The organism is Acidovorax kalamii (genome assembly GCF_002245625.1).
Taxonomy (GTDB): domain Bacteria; phylum Pseudomonadota; class Gammaproteobacteria; order Burkholderiales; family Burkholderiaceae_C; genus Acidovorax; species Acidovorax kalamii.
Genome location: NZ_NOIG01000010.1, coordinates 83,027 through 98,929, shown reverse-complemented (window position 1 = coordinate 98,929; position 15,903 = coordinate 83,027). Strand labels below are relative to the sequence as shown.

16 protein-coding genes are annotated in these 15,903 nt (G+C 66.0%); 2 read left to right on the top strand and 14 right to left on the bottom strand.

Annotation, left to right across the window (positions count from 1 at the left end):
- Positions 1 to 89 precede the first annotated feature (89 nt).
- The 6 genes from CBY09_RS15735 to CBY09_RS15710 form a co-directional block, all read right to left on the bottom strand.
- On the bottom strand, positions 90 to 1,442 hold the full coding sequence (locus CBY09_RS15735; RefSeq protein WP_094290536.1) for a sulfatase family protein: 1,353 nt from the start codon (positions 1,440 to 1,442) through the stop codon (positions 90 to 92).
- The gene (locus tag CBY09_RS15730; RefSeq protein ID WP_240515746.1) at positions 1,439 to 2,533 is read right to left on the bottom strand and encodes an ABC transporter substrate-binding protein; all 1,095 of its coding nucleotides are present in this window, start codon (positions 2,531 to 2,533) and stop codon (positions 1,439 to 1,441) included. The genes CBY09_RS15735 and CBY09_RS15730 overlap by 4 nt, the downstream gene beginning before the upstream one ends.
- A 67-nt stretch (positions 2,534 to 2,600) precedes the next feature.
- Complete coding sequence (locus CBY09_RS15725; protein ID WP_094290535.1) at positions 2,601 to 3,434, bottom strand: ABC transporter ATP-binding protein; 834 nt, start codon at positions 3,432 to 3,434, stop codon at positions 2,601 to 2,603.
- A 20-nt stretch (positions 3,435 to 3,454) separates the two neighbouring features.
- Positions 3,455 to 4,246 carry an ABC transporter permease gene (locus tag CBY09_RS15720; RefSeq protein WP_094290534.1) on the bottom strand — a complete coding sequence of 264 codons (792 nt, stop codon included), beginning with the start codon at positions 4,244 to 4,246 and terminating at the stop codon, positions 3,455 to 3,457.
- A gap of 10 nt (positions 4,247 to 4,256) precedes the next feature.
- Positions 4,257 to 5,114: an ABC transporter permease gene (locus CBY09_RS15715; RefSeq protein WP_094290533.1), complete on the bottom strand. Its 858-nt coding sequence runs from the start codon at positions 5,112 to 5,114 to the stop codon at positions 4,257 to 4,259.
- A 291-nt stretch (positions 5,115 to 5,405) separates the two neighbouring features.
- Positions 5,406 to 6,452 carry an ABC transporter substrate-binding protein gene (locus tag CBY09_RS15710; RefSeq protein WP_240515745.1) on the bottom strand — a complete coding sequence of 349 codons (1,047 nt, stop codon included), beginning with the start codon at positions 6,450 to 6,452 and terminating at the stop codon, positions 5,406 to 5,408.
- Between the two features lie 293 nt (positions 6,453 to 6,745).
- On the opposite strand from CBY09_RS15710, the gene CBY09_RS15705 reads away from it, so the two are divergent.
- Both CBY09_RS15705 and CBY09_RS15700 read left to right on the top strand, forming a co-directional pair.
- Positions 6,746 to 7,603 (top strand): TauD/TfdA dioxygenase family protein, encoded by an 858-nt coding sequence (locus tag CBY09_RS15705; protein ID WP_094290531.1) that lies wholly within the window; start codon positions 6,746 to 6,748, stop codon positions 7,601 to 7,603.
- Positions 7,604 to 7,740: 137 nt separating this feature from the next.
- Positions 7,741 to 9,105 (top strand): LLM class flavin-dependent oxidoreductase, encoded by a 1,365-nt coding sequence (locus tag CBY09_RS15700; RefSeq protein ID WP_094290530.1) that lies wholly within the window; start codon positions 7,741 to 7,743, stop codon positions 9,103 to 9,105.
- A gap of 329 nt (positions 9,106 to 9,434) precedes the next feature.
- Here CBY09_RS15700 and CBY09_RS15690 read toward each other — a convergent pair whose 3' ends face one another.
- From CBY09_RS15690 to ssuD, 8 genes are all read right to left on the bottom strand, one after another.
- The gene (locus tag CBY09_RS15690) at positions 9,435 to 10,142 is read right to left on the bottom strand and encodes an SDR family oxidoreductase (RefSeq protein WP_094290529.1); all 708 of its coding nucleotides are present in this window, start codon (positions 10,140 to 10,142) and stop codon (positions 9,435 to 9,437) included.
- 120 nt (positions 10,143 to 10,262) lie between these two features.
- Positions 10,263 to 11,264, bottom strand: a complete 1,002-nt coding sequence (locus tag CBY09_RS15685) for an NADP-dependent oxidoreductase (RefSeq protein ID WP_094290528.1) — start codon at positions 11,262 to 11,264, stop codon at positions 10,263 to 10,265.
- A 188-nt stretch (positions 11,265 to 11,452) separates the two neighbouring features.
- Entirely contained in the window at positions 11,453 to 12,061 is a 609-nt protein-coding gene (locus CBY09_RS15680; RefSeq protein WP_094290527.1) for a TetR/AcrR family transcriptional regulator, read from the bottom strand.
- Between the two features lie 217 nt (positions 12,062 to 12,278).
- The gene (locus CBY09_RS15675; protein WP_015013774.1) at positions 12,279 to 12,494 is read right to left on the bottom strand and encodes a TOBE domain-containing protein; all 216 of its coding nucleotides are present in this window, start codon (positions 12,492 to 12,494) and stop codon (positions 12,279 to 12,281) included.
- Positions 12,495 to 12,556: 62 nt separating this feature from the next.
- Positions 12,557 to 13,372 carry an ATP-binding cassette domain-containing protein gene (locus tag CBY09_RS15670; protein WP_094290526.1) on the bottom strand — a complete coding sequence of 272 codons (816 nt, stop codon included), beginning with the start codon at positions 13,370 to 13,372 and terminating at the stop codon, positions 12,557 to 12,559.
- 74 nt (positions 13,373 to 13,446) lie between these two features.
- Positions 13,447 to 14,316 carry an aliphatic sulfonate ABC transporter permease SsuC gene (gene ssuC / locus CBY09_RS15665; protein WP_094290525.1) on the bottom strand — a complete coding sequence of 290 codons (870 nt, stop codon included), beginning with the start codon at positions 14,314 to 14,316 and terminating at the stop codon, positions 13,447 to 13,449.
- The gene (locus tag CBY09_RS15660; protein WP_094290725.1) at positions 14,313 to 14,690 is read right to left on the bottom strand and encodes a VOC family protein; all 378 of its coding nucleotides are present in this window, start codon (positions 14,688 to 14,690) and stop codon (positions 14,313 to 14,315) included. The genes ssuC and CBY09_RS15660 overlap by 4 nt, the downstream gene beginning before the upstream one ends.
- A gap of 15 nt (positions 14,691 to 14,705) precedes the next feature.
- A complete protein-coding gene (gene ssuD / locus CBY09_RS15655; RefSeq protein WP_094290524.1) occupies positions 14,706 to 15,869 on the bottom strand; it encodes an FMNH2-dependent alkanesulfonate monooxygenase in 1,164 nt (387 codons plus the stop codon).
- Between the last annotated feature and the right edge of the window lie 34 nt (positions 15,870 to 15,903).

Sequence of the window (15,903 nt, the reverse complement as noted above, 5' to 3'; positions counted from 1 at the left end):
GCCAATTGCTATACTTTTTATAGCTCAAAAGGCATGACCATCAGGCGGTAGAGCCTGTTTTTATTCGAATCTTTAGTTCTTCAGGGCCTTCACATGCCGCGCTCGGCCAGGTCGGGCACGTAGCGGTCGGCCTGGATGTCGGGCGAGAGACCGTGGGTGATGACCTCGTCGGTGATGGGCAGAAACTGTGCATTCCATTGCTCCCACGCTGCACGCAGGCGTTCGAAGACTTCGGGGTGCTTGTCGCGCAGGTTGGCGCGCTCCAGCGTGTCGTCTTCCACATCAAAGAGGAACTCGTTGTCATTGATGCGCAGGTATTTGTAGCGCCCTTCGCGCACGGCCCGCTGGCGCTGCGACTTGTAGCGCCAGAACAGGGTGCGCGGGTAGGCGGGCGCGTGGCTCTCCAGCACGGGCAGGATGTTCTCGCCGTCGGGCGGGTAGTCGGCCGATGGCGCCACGCCTGCGGCCGCCAGCAGCGTGGGCAGCCAGTCCATGGTGGCGGTGACCTGCTCGCTCACCTGCGGTGCGATGCGCACAGGCCAGCGCAGCAGCGTGGGCACGCGGATGCCGCCTTCCAGCAGCTCGGTCTTCTGGCCGGTGAAGGGCCAGGTCTTGGAAAAGCGCTCGCCGCCGTTGTCACTGGTGAAGACGACGATGGTGTTGTCGGCCAGGCCTTGTGCCTTCAGGGCGTCCAGCACCTGGCCCACGGCCTTGTCGAGCGAACGCACCATGCGCGCATAGGTGGCCAGGTTGCCGCCGTCGTAGTGGAAGAGGTCTTTCAGGCCCAGCGAGATTTCTTCGTCCTCGGGCCCCACCCAGGGCCAGTGGGGCGCGGTGAAGTGCAGCGACAGAAAGAACGGCTTGGCCGCACTGCGCTCGCCAATCCATTGCGTCGCCTCGTCGGCCAGCAGCTGCGTGTAGTAGCCCACGCGCTCCACCGGCACCTCGCCTTCGTACAAATCGCGCGCCACGGCATCGCCCACGCCGGGCTTGTGCGTGAAGTAGTCGATGGCGCCGCCGTAGTTGCCAAAGAAGCGGTCGTAGCCGCTCTTGAGCGGGCCGAACGTGGGCAGGCTGCCCAGGTGCCACTTGCCGATGAGGGCGGTGTCATAGCCCGCATCGCGCAGCAGCGAAGGCAGCGTGGGGTGCTCGGGCGGCAGGCCGTGCACATGGGCCTTGCGCACCAGGGGTTCCTCCAGCCCGCCGCGCAGGCGGTACTGGTAGCGCCCGGTGATGAGCGCAAACCGCGTGGCCGAGCACACGGCCGAGTTGGCATAGGCCTGCGTGAAGCGCACGCCCTCGCCCGCCAGCGCATCCAGGTGGGGCGTGGTGAAGTCGGCCTGGCCGTACACGCTCAGGTCGGCCCAGCCCAGGTCGTCGGCCAGGATGAAGACGATGTTGGGTGCTTGCGCAACGGTGCTGTTGTTGGCGGTGGTGCTCATGCCGCCCCCTTGGCCTTGCCCTGTGCGTCCAGCGGGCTCCAGAAGCGTTCGAGCTTGAGGTCACGCACCGCCTGCTGCACAAAGCGCGGCTCGAACCAGGCGTTCACATCGAAACCCTGGCGCAGGATGCCGAGCTTGAGCCCGTCGTTGACCACGCCCTGGTAGCCCGCCACCAGCGCCTCGTCGATGAGCGGCGAGAAGCGCGAGGCCAGGGTCTCGCCCTCGAACTCGGCGCGCACGCCCGTCTCTGGCGCGCCGCTGTGCTCCACCACCAGCTTGATGTAGGCCTCGCGGTGGGCCTTTTGCGATGCCCAGTGCGCGCCGCGCACCACCTGGTTGACCAGGCGCTGCGCCCATTGCGGCTGGGTGGTGATGAAGTCCTGCGTGGCCAGCACGCCAGCGTTGATGGTGAAGTCGGGGCCCCGGCCCTTGGTGCTGATCGGGATGGTCACGCCCTTGTCGCGCAGCAGGAACAGGTCCGACCCGCCAAAAGTGGCGTCGATCTCGCCCGCCACCACGGCGGCCTTGGAGCTGGGCCAGTCCAGGTTGATGAGCTTGACGTCTTTTTCGGTGAGCCCGGCGGTGGCCAGCAGGTTGTCAAACGGACGCTGGTAGGCCGTGCCTTTGAGCACCGACACCTTGCGGCCCTTGAGCTCGGCCACGCTGGTGATCTTGACGCCCGGCGCCGTGGCCAGGTAGCTGTTGGAGCCCCGGCCGGTGGGCAACAGGTAGCGCGTGGGCAGCCCGCGCGAACGGCCGATGGCCGATGCCAGGTCGCCCAGGAACACCACATCGAGCTGCTTGGCCGCCAGGGCCTCGGCCACGGCCGGGCCTGCGCCCCGGAAGAACTTCCAGTCCACAGTGATGCCGTCCTTGGCAAATTCTTCTTCGAGCCAGCGGTTGGCATGCGCTACCGCGAGCGCGCTGCTGCCTGGCGATGGCTTGCCTGCGGTGCCCAGGTCGGGCGAACCGATGCGGATGACCTTGGCCGGTGCCTGGGCGCGCACGAATGCGGGGGCAGCCAGTGCGGCCGCGCCAGTGAGCAGCAGGGTGCGGCGGGTAGAGAGGAAGCCTGTGGTTTTTTGTGTCATGGAAAGCTCCGGAATCAAGGGGGGGAAAATTCAAGGAAAAAAATCGCAAGGGAACAACGGGTGGGGTTCAGACGGCAAACTGCCACTGCGATGCAGGCGCCAGCGGCTCGCCACGCTTGAGCGGTGGCTCGGCCAGTTCGGCAGCCGGATGGCCTGCAAACTCGTGCATCACGGCCTCTTTGGCGGCAGCAAAGGCAAACGAGGTGCGCTCGCGCGGGTGTGGCAGGTCCACCGGCACCACGCGGCGGATGCGGCCGGGGCGCGGCTCCATCACCACCACCTGGTCGCCCAGGAACACGGCTTCCTCCACGTCGTGCGTCACCAGGATCATGGTGATGCCCTCTTGCTGCCAGATGCGCAGCAGCTCCTGCTGCAGGTGGGCACGGGTCATGGCGTCGAGCGCGCCAAAGGGTTCGTCCAGCAGCAGGATGTCGGGCCGGTTGACCAGCGCCCGCGCAATCGCCACGCGCTGCGACATGCCGCCCGACAGCTGGTGCGGGTAGGCCTTCTCAAACCCCGAGAGCCCCACCAACTCGATGTGTTCGCGCACGGTGGCGCGCTGCATGCCTTCGGTCAGATTGGAGTTGAGCAGGCCCAGGGCCACGTTCTTCTCGACCGTGAGCCAGGGGAACAGCCGGTGCTCCTGGAACACGATGCCCCGGTTCAGGCTGGTGCCAGCAATGCGCTGGCCATTGAGCAGGATCTCACCCTGGTAGTCGCCCTCCAGCCCGATGACCAGGCGCAGCAGCGTGGACTTGCCGCAGCCGCTCGACCCGACGATGCTCACGAACGCGCCGGGCTCGATGGTGAGGTGGATGTCCTGCAGCACGGGCAGCGCTTCGCCGCGCACTTCGTATTGCTTGTTCAAACCCCGGATGTCCAGGGTGCCTGCATGTGCCATGTTGTTCTTCCTTGTTTGTTTCAGTACTTCGCTACGGTGCGATCGCGCCATGCCAGCAAACGCCGTTCTGCAGCGGCCAGCACCCAGTTCAGTGCAAAGCCCACCAAGCCAATCACCACCACACCAAACAGCACTAGGTCCATCCAGAAATGCTCGCGCCCGTCGATGAGCGTGTTGCCCAGGCCCTTGCCGGAGGCCAGCAGGTACTCGGCCCCCAGCGTGGCCAGCCAGGCGTAGATCAGCGACAGCTGGATCCCGGTGAACAGCGAGGGCGCGGCCGCAGGGGCCACTACGCGGGCCAGCGTTTGGGCCACGCTGAACTCGTACACACGGGCCACCTCCAGGTATTCGCGCGGCACGCTGCGCAGGCCTTCAAAGGTGTTGAGCACCACGGGGAAGAACGCAGCCAGGGCCACAAACGCCACCTTGGATGCATCGCCCAGGCCGAACCACATGGACAGCATCGGAATCCACGCAAACAGCGAGATCTGCTTGAGCGTGTGGAACGACGGGCCCACCAGCCGCTCGGCCCAGCGCGACCAGCCCAGCAGCGCGCCCACGGCCAGCCCGGCAGCGGCGCCGATGGCAAAACCCCAGCCCATGCGCCACAGGCTGGCCGACAGGGCCACCCACAGCTCGCCGCTGGCCACCTGGGCCACGCCGCGCTGCCACACGGCAGCAGGCGACACCAGCAGCGGCGAGGTGGACCAGCCCCCCGCCACCGCGGCCCACCACACCAGCAAGATGACCGCAGGCAGCACCCAGCCCCGCAGGCGCCGGGGCACCCGTTGAAAAACGTTGTTCACAGACATTGGCGCGCCCTCACAGCCCCGGCTTGCGCCAGCGCAACAGCCAGGCCTCGGTCACGGCCAGCAGCTTGTCGATGAAAAAGCCGACGATGCCCACGGCCACCACAGCGGCCAGCACCACGTCCAGCTGAAAGAGCTGGCGGCCGTAGACGATCAAAAAGCCGATGCCCTCGGAAGACGCGAGCAGCTCCACCACCACCAGCGCCAGCCAGGCGTGGGTGAGGCCATAGCGCACCCCATTCCAGATGGGCGCGGTGGCCGCCGGAAACACCACCTTGCGCAGCATCTGCCAGCGGGTGTAGCCGTACACCCGCGCCACCTCCACCAGGCGGTTCGGCACGTTCTCGATGCCCTGGCAGGTGTTGATGGCCACGGGCACCAGCGCGGCCTTGGCGATCAACAAGAACTTCAGCCCCTCGTCAATGCCCACCAGCAGGATCAGCAACGGTAGCCAGCCAATCACCGGCACCTGGCTGAAGGCCTTGAACAGTGGGAACACGTAGTCGCGGAAGGTGGGCGACAGACCCATGGCCCCGCCCAGCAGCAGCCCCAGCACCAGGCCGATGCCAAAGCCCCCAGCCACGCGCACCATGCTGATGGCGAGGTGGTCCCACAGCTCGCCGCTGGCCAGCAGCTCGGCAAACACCTTGAACACGGCGGCGGGCGGCGGCAGCACCTGCTCAGGCACCCAGCCCCACACGGCCGATAGCTGCCACAGCGCCAACACGGCCAGCGGAAACGGCCAGGCCCAGAGCCAGCGCCAGCCCCAGGCCCGTGGAGGGCTCTGAGGGGTGGCCGGGGCGGCTGGGGCCCGGGGCGCCGGGGCCGCTGCCAACCCGGGCCCGGCAGCGTTCAGTGCGGGTATCGCCATCTTTTACATGTCCTTTTTTCGTGTGGCGGCACTGCGGCCCACGGGGGCGAGCTGCACACCATCAATAACAACCAAAAGGAATGTAAAAGACGTTTGTTATAAAAATAAATGGTTAATACTCATATGCAATGACAAAGATGTTTGCGGCATGAACTGCGGCGCGGGGGTTATGAGGCGCCCCCGGGCAGACGCAAAAAAACCCGCCGCGCTCCAACGCGCGGGCGGGTCAAAAAGGGCGGCGCTTCGCCTGCCCTCCCCCTTCCAGCCCGGGTACAGAACCCGGCTCCAGATTCAAGGCGCAGCAGCCAAGTCGCCATTGGCTGCGTACACAGGCCAATAGCCCTCCAGCTTCAACTCCTTAAGCGCTGCGTTCAGGTAGCGGCGGTCAAACCAGCTGTCGATCTCGGGCTTCTTGCGGATGAGCTTGAGCTTGAGGGCCTCGTCGGCCGCGTCCTTGTAGCGCGCCACCAGGAAGGGGTCGAGCAACGGCGACAGGCGCACGCGCAACGGCTGGCCGATGAAGTCTTCACGCCACACCTTCTCGGGGTACTCGGCCTTGCCCCATTGCGCAAACAGATCGGCGCGGCGGTCTTCGTCGGAGTATTTGTGGGCGTAGCGCACCACGGTCTTCACCACCCGGTGCACCGCCTGGGGGTGGCGCGCAGCGAAGTCGTCGGTGACCAGCAGCACCGTCTGGCGCGTGTATTTGAACGAGTCTTCCGCCGCCGACCACACCACCTTGGCCAGCCCCTGGTCGCGCAGCTTGAAAAGGCCCACGTAGCCAAAGACAGCATCAATGTCCCTGCTGACCAACGCGGCGTCGGCGCTCGGGAAGTCCAGGTTCACCAGCTTCACATCGCGTTCGCTCAGACCCTTGTCGGCCAGCGCCCGCACTGCCGCCAGGTGCAGGTTGGTGCCTTTGAACACCGCCACCTTGCGGCCCTTGAGGTCTTCCAGGCGGCGGATGGGCGAGTCGGGCGGCACGGCCAGGTACAGGCCGTTGCGCACGCCGCTGCCCAGGATGATCCTGGTATTCACATCGCTGGCCCGGTGCACGATGGAGGGCAGGTCGCCCTGCCAGGCAAAGTCCAGCTGCTTGTTGACCAGCGCCTCGTTCACAGCAGGGCCCGCGCCTTTGAAGAAGGTCCACTGCACCTTCACGCCATCCTTCCTGAACTCTTCTTCCAGCGCGCCATCGGTGTAGGCCAGCGCGGCCGATGTGCCGCCATGGCGCACCGGGTCGCTGCCCACGCCGCCAGTGGCAATGCCGATGCGGATGACCTTCAGCGGCTCGGGTGCCTGCGCGGCGGCACTGCCCACCCACAGGCCCAAAGCCATTGCCGTTCCCGCTGCCGCCCTGCGCAGCGCTGCGCTCCATAGCGTTCTATTCATGTGTGGACCTTTCGTGCTTGTTGTCATGGATTGACAGCCACTCTAGGCAGGCCAGGCAGCGCCACCAACGACCAAAAACAGATATGCAAATTTGGGCGCGCCAAGCGCCCCACACGCCGCTGCAGAGCGCGGATTTCCGACTATCCATATACGAACTGCTTCGTTGATGCGCTGCGCATGCGCTGTCCCAATCCCATGGGCGTTCTCTTTCATCCACCCTCGTTTCAGAAAGCAGCACCATGTCCAACCTCAACGACCTGCACCCCACCTTCACCCGCTTCGCGGTCGAGCCCTACACCCCCACCATCGGCGCCGTGGTCCATGACCTGGACCTGCGCCAGCCACTCGATGCCACCACGCAGACCGAGCTGCGCCAGGCCCTGGCCGTGCACGAGGTACTGTTCTTCCGCGACCAGCACATCACGCCGCAGCAGCAGGTGGACTTCACCCGCAGCTTTGGCAACGTGGCCGAGGTCAAGGCGTTCTTCCCCCGACTGGAGAACCACCCCGAGATCGAGATCGTGGAAAGCACGGCCGAGCGCCCCAAGGCGTCGAGCAACTGGCACGCCGACATCACCTGGCGCGAGCAGCCGCCGCTGGGCACCAGCCTGTATGCGCAGGTGATCCCGGCGAGCGGCGGCGACACGCTGTGGGCCAGCCTCACCGCCGCCTACGCCAGCCTGCCGCCCGCCTTCCAGGCGTATCTGGAGACGCTCACGGCCGTGCACACCTGGGAGATCAGCGGCTGGACGGAGTACCTGCTGCGCAAGGACGCGAGTGGCGACGAGCTGAAGGCCGCCCGCGCCAAGTACCCGCCGGTGGAGCACCCGGTGGTGCGCGTGCACCCCGTCACGGGCAAGAAGGTGCTGTATGTGAACTCCACCTTCACCAGCCACATCAAGGGCCTGTCGCGCGTGGAGAGCGACACCCTGCTGACCCAGCTGTTTGCCCTGCCGCAGGTGCCCGAGTTCCAGGCCCGCCTGCGCTGGGCGCCGGGCACGCTGGCCGTGTGGGACAACCGCTCCACCCAGCACTACGCGGTGGGCGACTTCTTCCCACAGCACCGCAGGCTGCATCGCATCACTATCACGGAGTAACCCCCCTGAGTCGCCTTCGGCGCCATCCCCCGGGGGGACGCACCCGGAGGCCCGGCAAAGCCGGTTCCACGGGTGCACTGGCCTGGGCCGCGCCGGTATCGCAGGCCGCGCGCTTGATTCAAACCATCGACATTCTTATGACCCAACCTGAAACCCCACGCAAACTGCGCCTCGGCGCCTTCATCATGGCCACGGGGCACCATGTCGCCGCGTGGCGCCACCCCGGCTCGCAGGCCGATTCGGGCGTGAACATCGACCATTACATCGAGGTCGCGCAAACGGCCGAGCGCGGCCTGTTCGACCAGGTGTTTGTGGCCGACAGCCCGGGCGTGTGGCACAAGGGCGACCGAGAGTCCTTCAGCCGCCAGGGGCGCATCTCGCACTTCGAGCCCGTCACGCTGTGGGCGGCGCTGTCTGCCGTCACCAAGCACATCGGCTTTGTGGCCACGGCATCCACCACCTACGAAGACCCCTACCTGCTGGCACGCAAGTTCGCCTCGCTCGACCACATCAGCAAGGGCCGCGCGGCCTGGAACGTGGTGACCACCAGTGCCGAGAACGTGCATGGCAACTTTGGACTGGATGCCCACCCCGATCCCGCGTTGCGGTATGAACGCGCCCACGAGTTCGTGGATGTGGTCAAAGGCCTGTGGGACAGCTTTGACGACGACGCCTTCCGCCGCGACAAAGCCAGCGGCGTGTATTTCGACCCCGACAAGCTGCACACCTTGAACCACGTCGGCAAGCACCTCAAGGTGCAGGGCCCGCTCAACATCGAGCGCTCGCCCCAGGGCCACCCGGTGATCGTGCAGGCGGGTTCGTCCGAAGACGGCAAGGAGCTGGCAGCCGCCACGGCCGAGGCCATCTTCACCGCCTGGACCAGCCTGGCCGAGGCGCAGGCGTTCTACAAGGATGTGAAGGGCCGCATGGCCAAGTACGGCCGTCGGCCCGAAGAGCTGCTGGTGCTGCCCGGCATCTCCCCGGTGATCGGCCGCACGGACGAAGAAGCCCAGGCCAAATGGGCCGAGCTGCAGGCGCTGATCCACCCCAGCGTGGGCCTGGCCACGCTGGCACCCTTCTGGCCCGGCGAAGACCTCACGCAATGGAACCTGGACGCTCCGCCGCCCTACATCCCCGAGCCACCCAAGGGCATCAACAGCCGCGCGCACGTGGTGCTGCAGCTGGCCCGGCGCGAGAAGTACACCGTGCGCCAGCTGTACGAATACCTGGCCGGTGCGCGCGGCCACTGGGTGGTGGTGGGCACGCCCGAGACCATTGCCGACCGCATGCAGGAATGGTTTGAAAACGGCGCGGCCGACGGCTTCAACGTGATGCCGCCGGTGCTGCCACAGTCGCTCAACGAGTTTGTGGATCTGGTGGTGCCCGAGCTGCAACGGCGCGGCCTGTTCCGCACCGCGTACGAAGGCCGCACGCTGCGCGAGAACCTGGGGCTGACGCGCCCCGCCAGCCGGTACGCCACACCACTCGCCAAGGCGGCCTGATGCTCAGAACGTGTTGACGATCTTTTCAGGGCCGCGCAAGTACCTTCCCGGGATGGGATGCAAGGCGCGGTGCGCTGTGGATAGCCCGGCTATCCACAAGCGCCGCAACGCCGCAGACCGCCCGGCAAGGCACTTGCCCGAAGGGTTGGAGTGAAATCGGGCGATTGAACGCCCCGGCTGCTTGCATGGGCACGAGCCCATGCGGCGCATCCGAAGCATCCACTCATCCCGATTGCACTCCAACGCGGCCCCGAAAAGATCGTCAACACGTTCTCAGGGCCCGACGGGCCAGCGCATCACGCCTGCCGGGCGGCCTCTGCGCCGGCTTTTCAGGCAGGCTGCGGCAGGTAGCTGGGCCGCGTGGCCGTCATCGCGAGCTTGACGTGTTGCGTGAGCTCATCGGCCAGCACCTCGTCTGCGCCCGCTTCCAGGCCATCCAGAGCGCGCCGCACGATCTGAACCGGGCTGGTCTTGGGTACGTCAAAGCCACGCGTGAGGTCGGTATCCACATACGCCATGTGCAGCCCCAGAACCTGGGTTTTTTGCGCAGCCAGCTCGTGGCGCAGTGCGTTGGTGAGCGACCAGGCTGCAGACTTGCTGGCCGAGTACGCAGCCAGCTCGCCGCCATTCACCCACGATGCAACAGACAGCACGTTGAGCAACGCCCCGCCACCGTTGGCCTGCAGGACGGGCGCAAAGGCCTTGCTGACACGCAGCACGCCAAAGACGTTGGTCTCAAAAATGCGGCGCATGACCTCTTCACTGTCGGCCGCCATGAAGCCGCCGGGCTGTGCGATGCCTGCGTTGTTGATGACCAGGGTCACATCGGACGCCAGCGCGGCAGCGGCCGCCACCTCCTCGGGATTGTTGACGTCCAGGCGCAAGGCCTGCACGCCTGGTTGCGGGGCGATGGTGGAAGGGTCACGCGCAGCGGCGTAGACCTTGCGCGCACCGCGTGCGAGCAGCTCGCGGACAAAAGCCAGGCCAATGCCGCGATTGGCGCCGGTGACGAGGACAACTGCGTTTTCGATCTTCATGGGAATCTCCAGGGGTGGGTTGGGAATGAACGGGAATGAACGGGAAAGTGCGGGCAAGACGTGCGAGAGATGGGTGCGCAGCGAGCAATCGGTGGGTCCGTACAGTTGCCAACAAACGGCTCAGCGCACCTTGACCACGACCTTGCCCTTGGCACGGCCGGTGTCCACGTAGGCGATGGCTTCGTTAGTGGCGTCAAAGGCAAACACCTTGTCGATCACCGGGCGGATCGCCCCGGCATCGATCAGGCGTGTGATCTCTTGCAGCTGGCTGCCCTGGGCCCGCATGAACAGGAACCCGTAGCCAATGCCCAGCGCCCGAGCGCGGCGCTGGGCGCCTGCGCTCAACAGGCGAAACACCATCCGCAAAAAGCCCGGGGCGCGAATGGCTTCGCCAAATGCGGGGTCGGGCGGGCCCGAGACAGAGACGAGTTGGCCGCCGCGCTGGAGCACGCGCAGGGACTTGGCCAGCGCCTTGCCGTCCTGGCTGTGCAGCACCATGTCGTAGTCGCGCAGCACGTCTTCAAAGTCCTGCTGGCGGTAGTCGATGACCACATCGGCGCCCAGGCTTTGGACCAGTGCGGCATTGCCCGCGCTGGCGGTGGTGGCCACTGTGGCGCCCAGGTGCTTGGCCAGCTGGATGGCGATGCTGCCCAGCCCGCCCGAGCCCGCCTGGATGAAGACCTTCTGCCCTTTCCTGACCTGGGCCTTCTCGACCAGGGCCTGCCATGCCGTCAGAGCCACCAACGGGATCGAAGCCGCCTCTTCCATGGTCAGGCTGCGGGGCTTGAAGGCCAGCGAAGACTCCTTGACCGCGATGAGTTCCGCAAAAGTACCGATGTGAAAGTCGTCCGCCCGGGCATAGACATCATCGCCGGGCTTGAACTGCCGCACGCGCGGCCCCACCCGCACCACCACGCCCGCCACGTCATGCCCAAGGATGAGCGGCAACTTGTAGGGCAGGATGAGCTTGAACTCTCCGTCCCGGATCTTGGCGTCGAGCGGATTGACGCCCGCTGCATGCACCGCCACCAGCACATCGTCATCGCCCAAAGAGGGCGCAGGGACTTCGGCGGGCCTGAGCACGCCCTTTTTTGCGTAACGATCCAGAACAAACGCCTTCATGGGGTTTCCTTTGCGGCCAGGGTTGGCGCGGCTGCGTGGCCAAGCCACAGGGCCTGAACAGACGCGATGGGGGGGGGAGGCCAGGGTTGAAAATTTGAAATGATGTTCATCATATGTAAAGATCAAAAAAATGCGTGCCATTGCACGAAGATCGCCGTCAAGAAGAGCGCTTGATGAGTGGGTTTGCGTCAGTCTGTTTCCGCAGGCAACAGGTGCTTGAGCGCAGCCTCGCGCAGGCTGTCGGACAGCGCCACGTCGTCCACCGCACGGGCAAGCACCAAAGCGCCCACCATGGTGGACAGGGTGACGAGCGCTTGCTCGTGTGTTTCCGGCTGGCCCCATTGCGGCGACTGGCGCGCAATCAGGTCCACCATTTCCTTGATGTGCCGGGTGGAGACGCGCCGCACTTCGGGCGACTGGCGCGAGGTTTCAGAGCCCAGTGCAGCCAGGGGGCAACCTGTTTCTACGCTTTCGACATGTTGGCGCGAGAGATAGGCCTTGAGCACGGTGGCCATCGCCTGCGAGGCGGGCTCCCCCGCCACAGCGCCGGCCACTGTGGCCACAGACTGGGCACAGGCCTGCATTGCCGCTTCGGCCAGCATGGCCTCGCGGGATTCGAAGTGCGCATAGAAGCCGCCATGCGTGAGGCCCGCCTCCTTCATGATGTCTGCCACCCCGGTGCCGTGGTAGCCGTTGCGACGGATCGCCCGCGCGGCCACCGACACGATGCGCTCATGGGTCGCTTCCTTGGCGGCGGCTCGGGCACTGGGCTGTTTATTTCGCATGACACACATCATATATTTTTTCAGGCGCACTGGCAAGCAGACCCCGCAGATGCGCCATGCCAGCCATATGCCGCGTCAGCACCAAAAACTCAGGCCTCGTACCGAGGCCTGAGAGGTGAAGTGCGCGGTACAAGCCGCTTTGGCTTGTGGCGATATTTGCTACGCTTTCAATAGCGCCATGCGCTTATCCAGAGGGCGGTGGCTGCCTATTTGGTCACAAATAAACAGATCACAGCTTGGCAATGGACACCTCGGTGGACTTGACCAGCGCGACCACGTCGGAGCCGACGACCAGGCCCAGGTCGTCCACCGAGCGGGTGGTGATGACGGAAGTGACGATGCCCCAGGGGGTTTCGACATCGACCTCGGAGACAACATCGCCGCGAATGATCTCGCGCACTTTGCCCTTGAACTGGTTGCGAACGTTGATGGCTTGGATGGACATGGGGTTCTCCTAAAAAGTCCGTTGAAAGAAAGAAAAACGAATGGGATGGGAAGGCTGCGGAATCACACCGCCCAGCGCAGCCCATGGGCGGGCACACCGGGCCAGGTGGGTTCGGGGGTGGGCTCCACATCGGGCTTTTGCAGCACGCGGTCGAGGATGCGTTTTTCCAGCTGCGCAAAGGCGGCCTCGCCATGCACACGCGGGCGTGGCAGGTCGATGCGCTGGTCCAGCGCGATCTGACCGTCTTCGATCAGGATCACGCGGTCGGCCAGGGCCACGGCCTCTTGCACGTCGTGGGTGACCAGCAGCGCGGTGAAGCCCGACTGGCGCCACAAGCCTTCGATGAGGCGGTGCATCTCGATACGGGTGAGCGCGTCAAGCGCGCCCAGGGGTTCATCGAGCAGCAGCAGGCGCGGGTCGTGCACCAGCGCACGCGCCAGGGCCACGCGCTGGCGCTGGCCGCCGGACAGGCGCGCGGGCCATTCGCCCAGCCGGTCGCCCAGGCCCACGCGGGCCAGCACGTCGGCCGCTGCGCCGCGCCGCCCGGGGGGCAGGCCCAGGGCCACGTTGTCCTGCACGCGCTTCCAGGGCAGCAGGCGCGCGTCCTGGAACATGATGCGGGTGCTGCTGCTCAGGCCGTCCACGCGGTCGCCGTCGATGCGGACGGCGCCGCCCGACACCGACTCCAGCCCCGCCACCAGGCGCAGCAGCGTGCTTTTGCCGCAGCCACTGCGGCCTACGATGGCGACGAACTCGCCGGGCTCGATGACCAGCTCCGTCTTCTTGAGCACGTCGCGCGTGCCGTAGCGTTTGTCCACGCCGCGCACTTCCAGGCGCACGCCCTGTGGCTGCGGCGGTGGGGAAATATTGGTAGTCAAAATGGCCTCCTGCGCCTGTCCATCAAGCGCTAGCAGCTATGAAAAAGTGAGTATTCAGACGCCCAGAGCGGGTGTCATGCCTGGTAACCGGGATGCCAGCGCAGCCAGTACCGTTCAAGGCCCTTGGCGAAGACGTCGGCCAGCTTGCCCAGCAGCGCATACAGCAGGATGCCCACGAGCACGATGTCGGTCTGCAGAAACTCGCGTGCATTCATCGTGAGGTAGCCGATGCCCGCCTGCGCCGAGATGGTCTCGGCCACGATCAGGATCACCCACATCAAACCGAGCGAGAAGCGCAGCCCCACCAGGATGCTGGAGAGCGCCCCGGGCAGGATGATCTGCTTGTAGAGCTGCCAGCGGCCAAGGCCATAGGTGCGGCCCATCTCGATCAACCCCGGGTCCACATTGCGGATGCCGTGGAAGGTGTTGAGGTAGATCGGGAAGAACACCGACACGCTGATGAGGAACAGCTTGGCCGTTTCATCGATGCCGAACCACAGGATCACCAGCGGAATCAGCGCCAGCGCAGGGATGTTGCGCACCATCTGGATGGTGGAGTCGAGCAGCGTCTCGAACAGCTTGATGGAGCCGGTGAGCAAACCCAGCAGCAGGCCCAGGCCGCCGCCAATGGCCAGCCCGGTCAAGGCCCGGCCGGCGCTGACCCGCACATGGGTCCAGAGTTCGCCCGACACGGTCAGGGCCCAGGCGGCCTTGACGACCTCCAGCGGTGCGGGCAGCACGCGGGTGGAGAGCCAGCCTTGCGACGAGGCGATCTGCCACAGCACGATGAGCCCCACGGGCACGGCCCAGGGCAGCAGGCGCTGCGCGAGCTGCCGGGCAAAACGCGTCACGGGTGCGGGCAGCAAGGGGCCTTCGATGGGCAGGTCGGCCACGTCGGCCACAGGGGATACCTGCAGTTCTCGAACTGTCTGAGCGTTTGTCATGGGGTGGTTTCCTGCAGTTCGTTGTCGGGCTCCAAAAACTCCAGCTGGTTGCCCGCAGGGTCTTTGGCATAAAAGCGCAGATAGCCGGGGAGGACCCGCGTCTCATCCAGCGCCACATCGGCCTGCAGCAGGCGGTGGCGCAGGCCGGGCAGGTTCTGTACCTCCAGCGCCAGGTGCGACACCGCGGGCACGGGTTGCCAGTGCTCGGTGGGCACCAGGTCGATGCGCTGGCCCCCCGCTGCAAAACGCAGCGTGGCACCGGCCTGCAAGCGGACTTCCGGCAGGCCCAGCAGGCCGGTGTAGAAGCGGCGGATCACGTCTTCGGCCCCGGCCGGGAAGGCCAGTTGCACATGGTTGATGGCGGCAATACCCATGGTGGTGCTCCTCACTCAGCTTTGGGATGCGCGCGGCACAAAATCATTGGCCACGGTTTCGCCAAACGGGCCGAGCGGGTTGCCGCCCGTGAGCTGGTTGCGCACCGACAGCGGCAACAGCGGGAACACCAGCTCGGCAAAACGGTAGGCCTCGTCCAGGTGCGGGTAGCCCGACAGCACAAAGGTGTCCAGGCCCAGCGCGGCGTATTCCTCGATGCGCGCAGCCACCGTCTGGGGGTCGCCCACCAAGGCCGTGCCCGCGCCACCACGCACCAGGCCCACGCCCGCCCACAGGTTGGGGCTGATCTCCAGGTCCTTGCGGCTGCGCTTGGCGCCACCGGCGTGCAGCGCAGCCATGCGGCGCTGGCCTTCGGAGTCCATGCGCGCAAACACGGCCTGGGCGCGCACCACGGTGTCGTCGTCCACATGGCTGATGAGTTCTTCGGCGGCGGCCCAGGCCTGCGCGTCGGTCTCGCGCACGATGACGTGCAGGCGGATGCCGAAGTTGACGGTGCGGCCATGTTTTGCAGCGCGCGCACGCACGTCCGCCACTTTCCTGGCGACTTCCGCCGGGGGTTCACCCCAGGTCAGGTAGGTCTCGACCTGCTCGGCCGCCAGGTCGTGCGCGGCGGGCGACGAGCCACCAAAGTACACGGGCGGGTGGGGCTGCTGCAGCGGCGGAAAGAGCAGCTTGGCGCCCTTCACCGACAGGTGCTTGCCTTCGTAGTCCAGGCTTTCGCCCTGGTGGCTGCGCGTGAGGATCTCGCGCCAGATGCGGATGAATTCAGCCGACTGCTCGTAGCGCGTGGCGTGGTCCAGAAACACGCCGTCGCCCTCCAGCTCGGTCTGGTCGCCGCCTGTGACCAGGTTGACGAGCAGGCGCCCGCCCGAGAGCCGGTCGAACGTGGCCGCCATGCGTGCGGCCAGCGCGGGCTGGTGCAGGCCGGGGCGCACGGCCACCAGAAACTTGAGGTTGCGTGTGACGGGCAGCAGGCTGGACGCCACCACCCAGGGGTCTTCGCACGAGCGGCCGGTGGGGATGAGCACGCCTTCATAGCCCAGGCTGTCGGCCGCCACCGCGACCTGCTTGAGGTAATCGTGGTTGAGCTGGCGCGCACCCTTGGCCGTGCCAAGGTAACGGCTGTCGCCGTGGGTAGGAATGAACCAGAAAATTTTCATGAATGAATGCCTCGGGGATGGGGGCTTGTTTGGT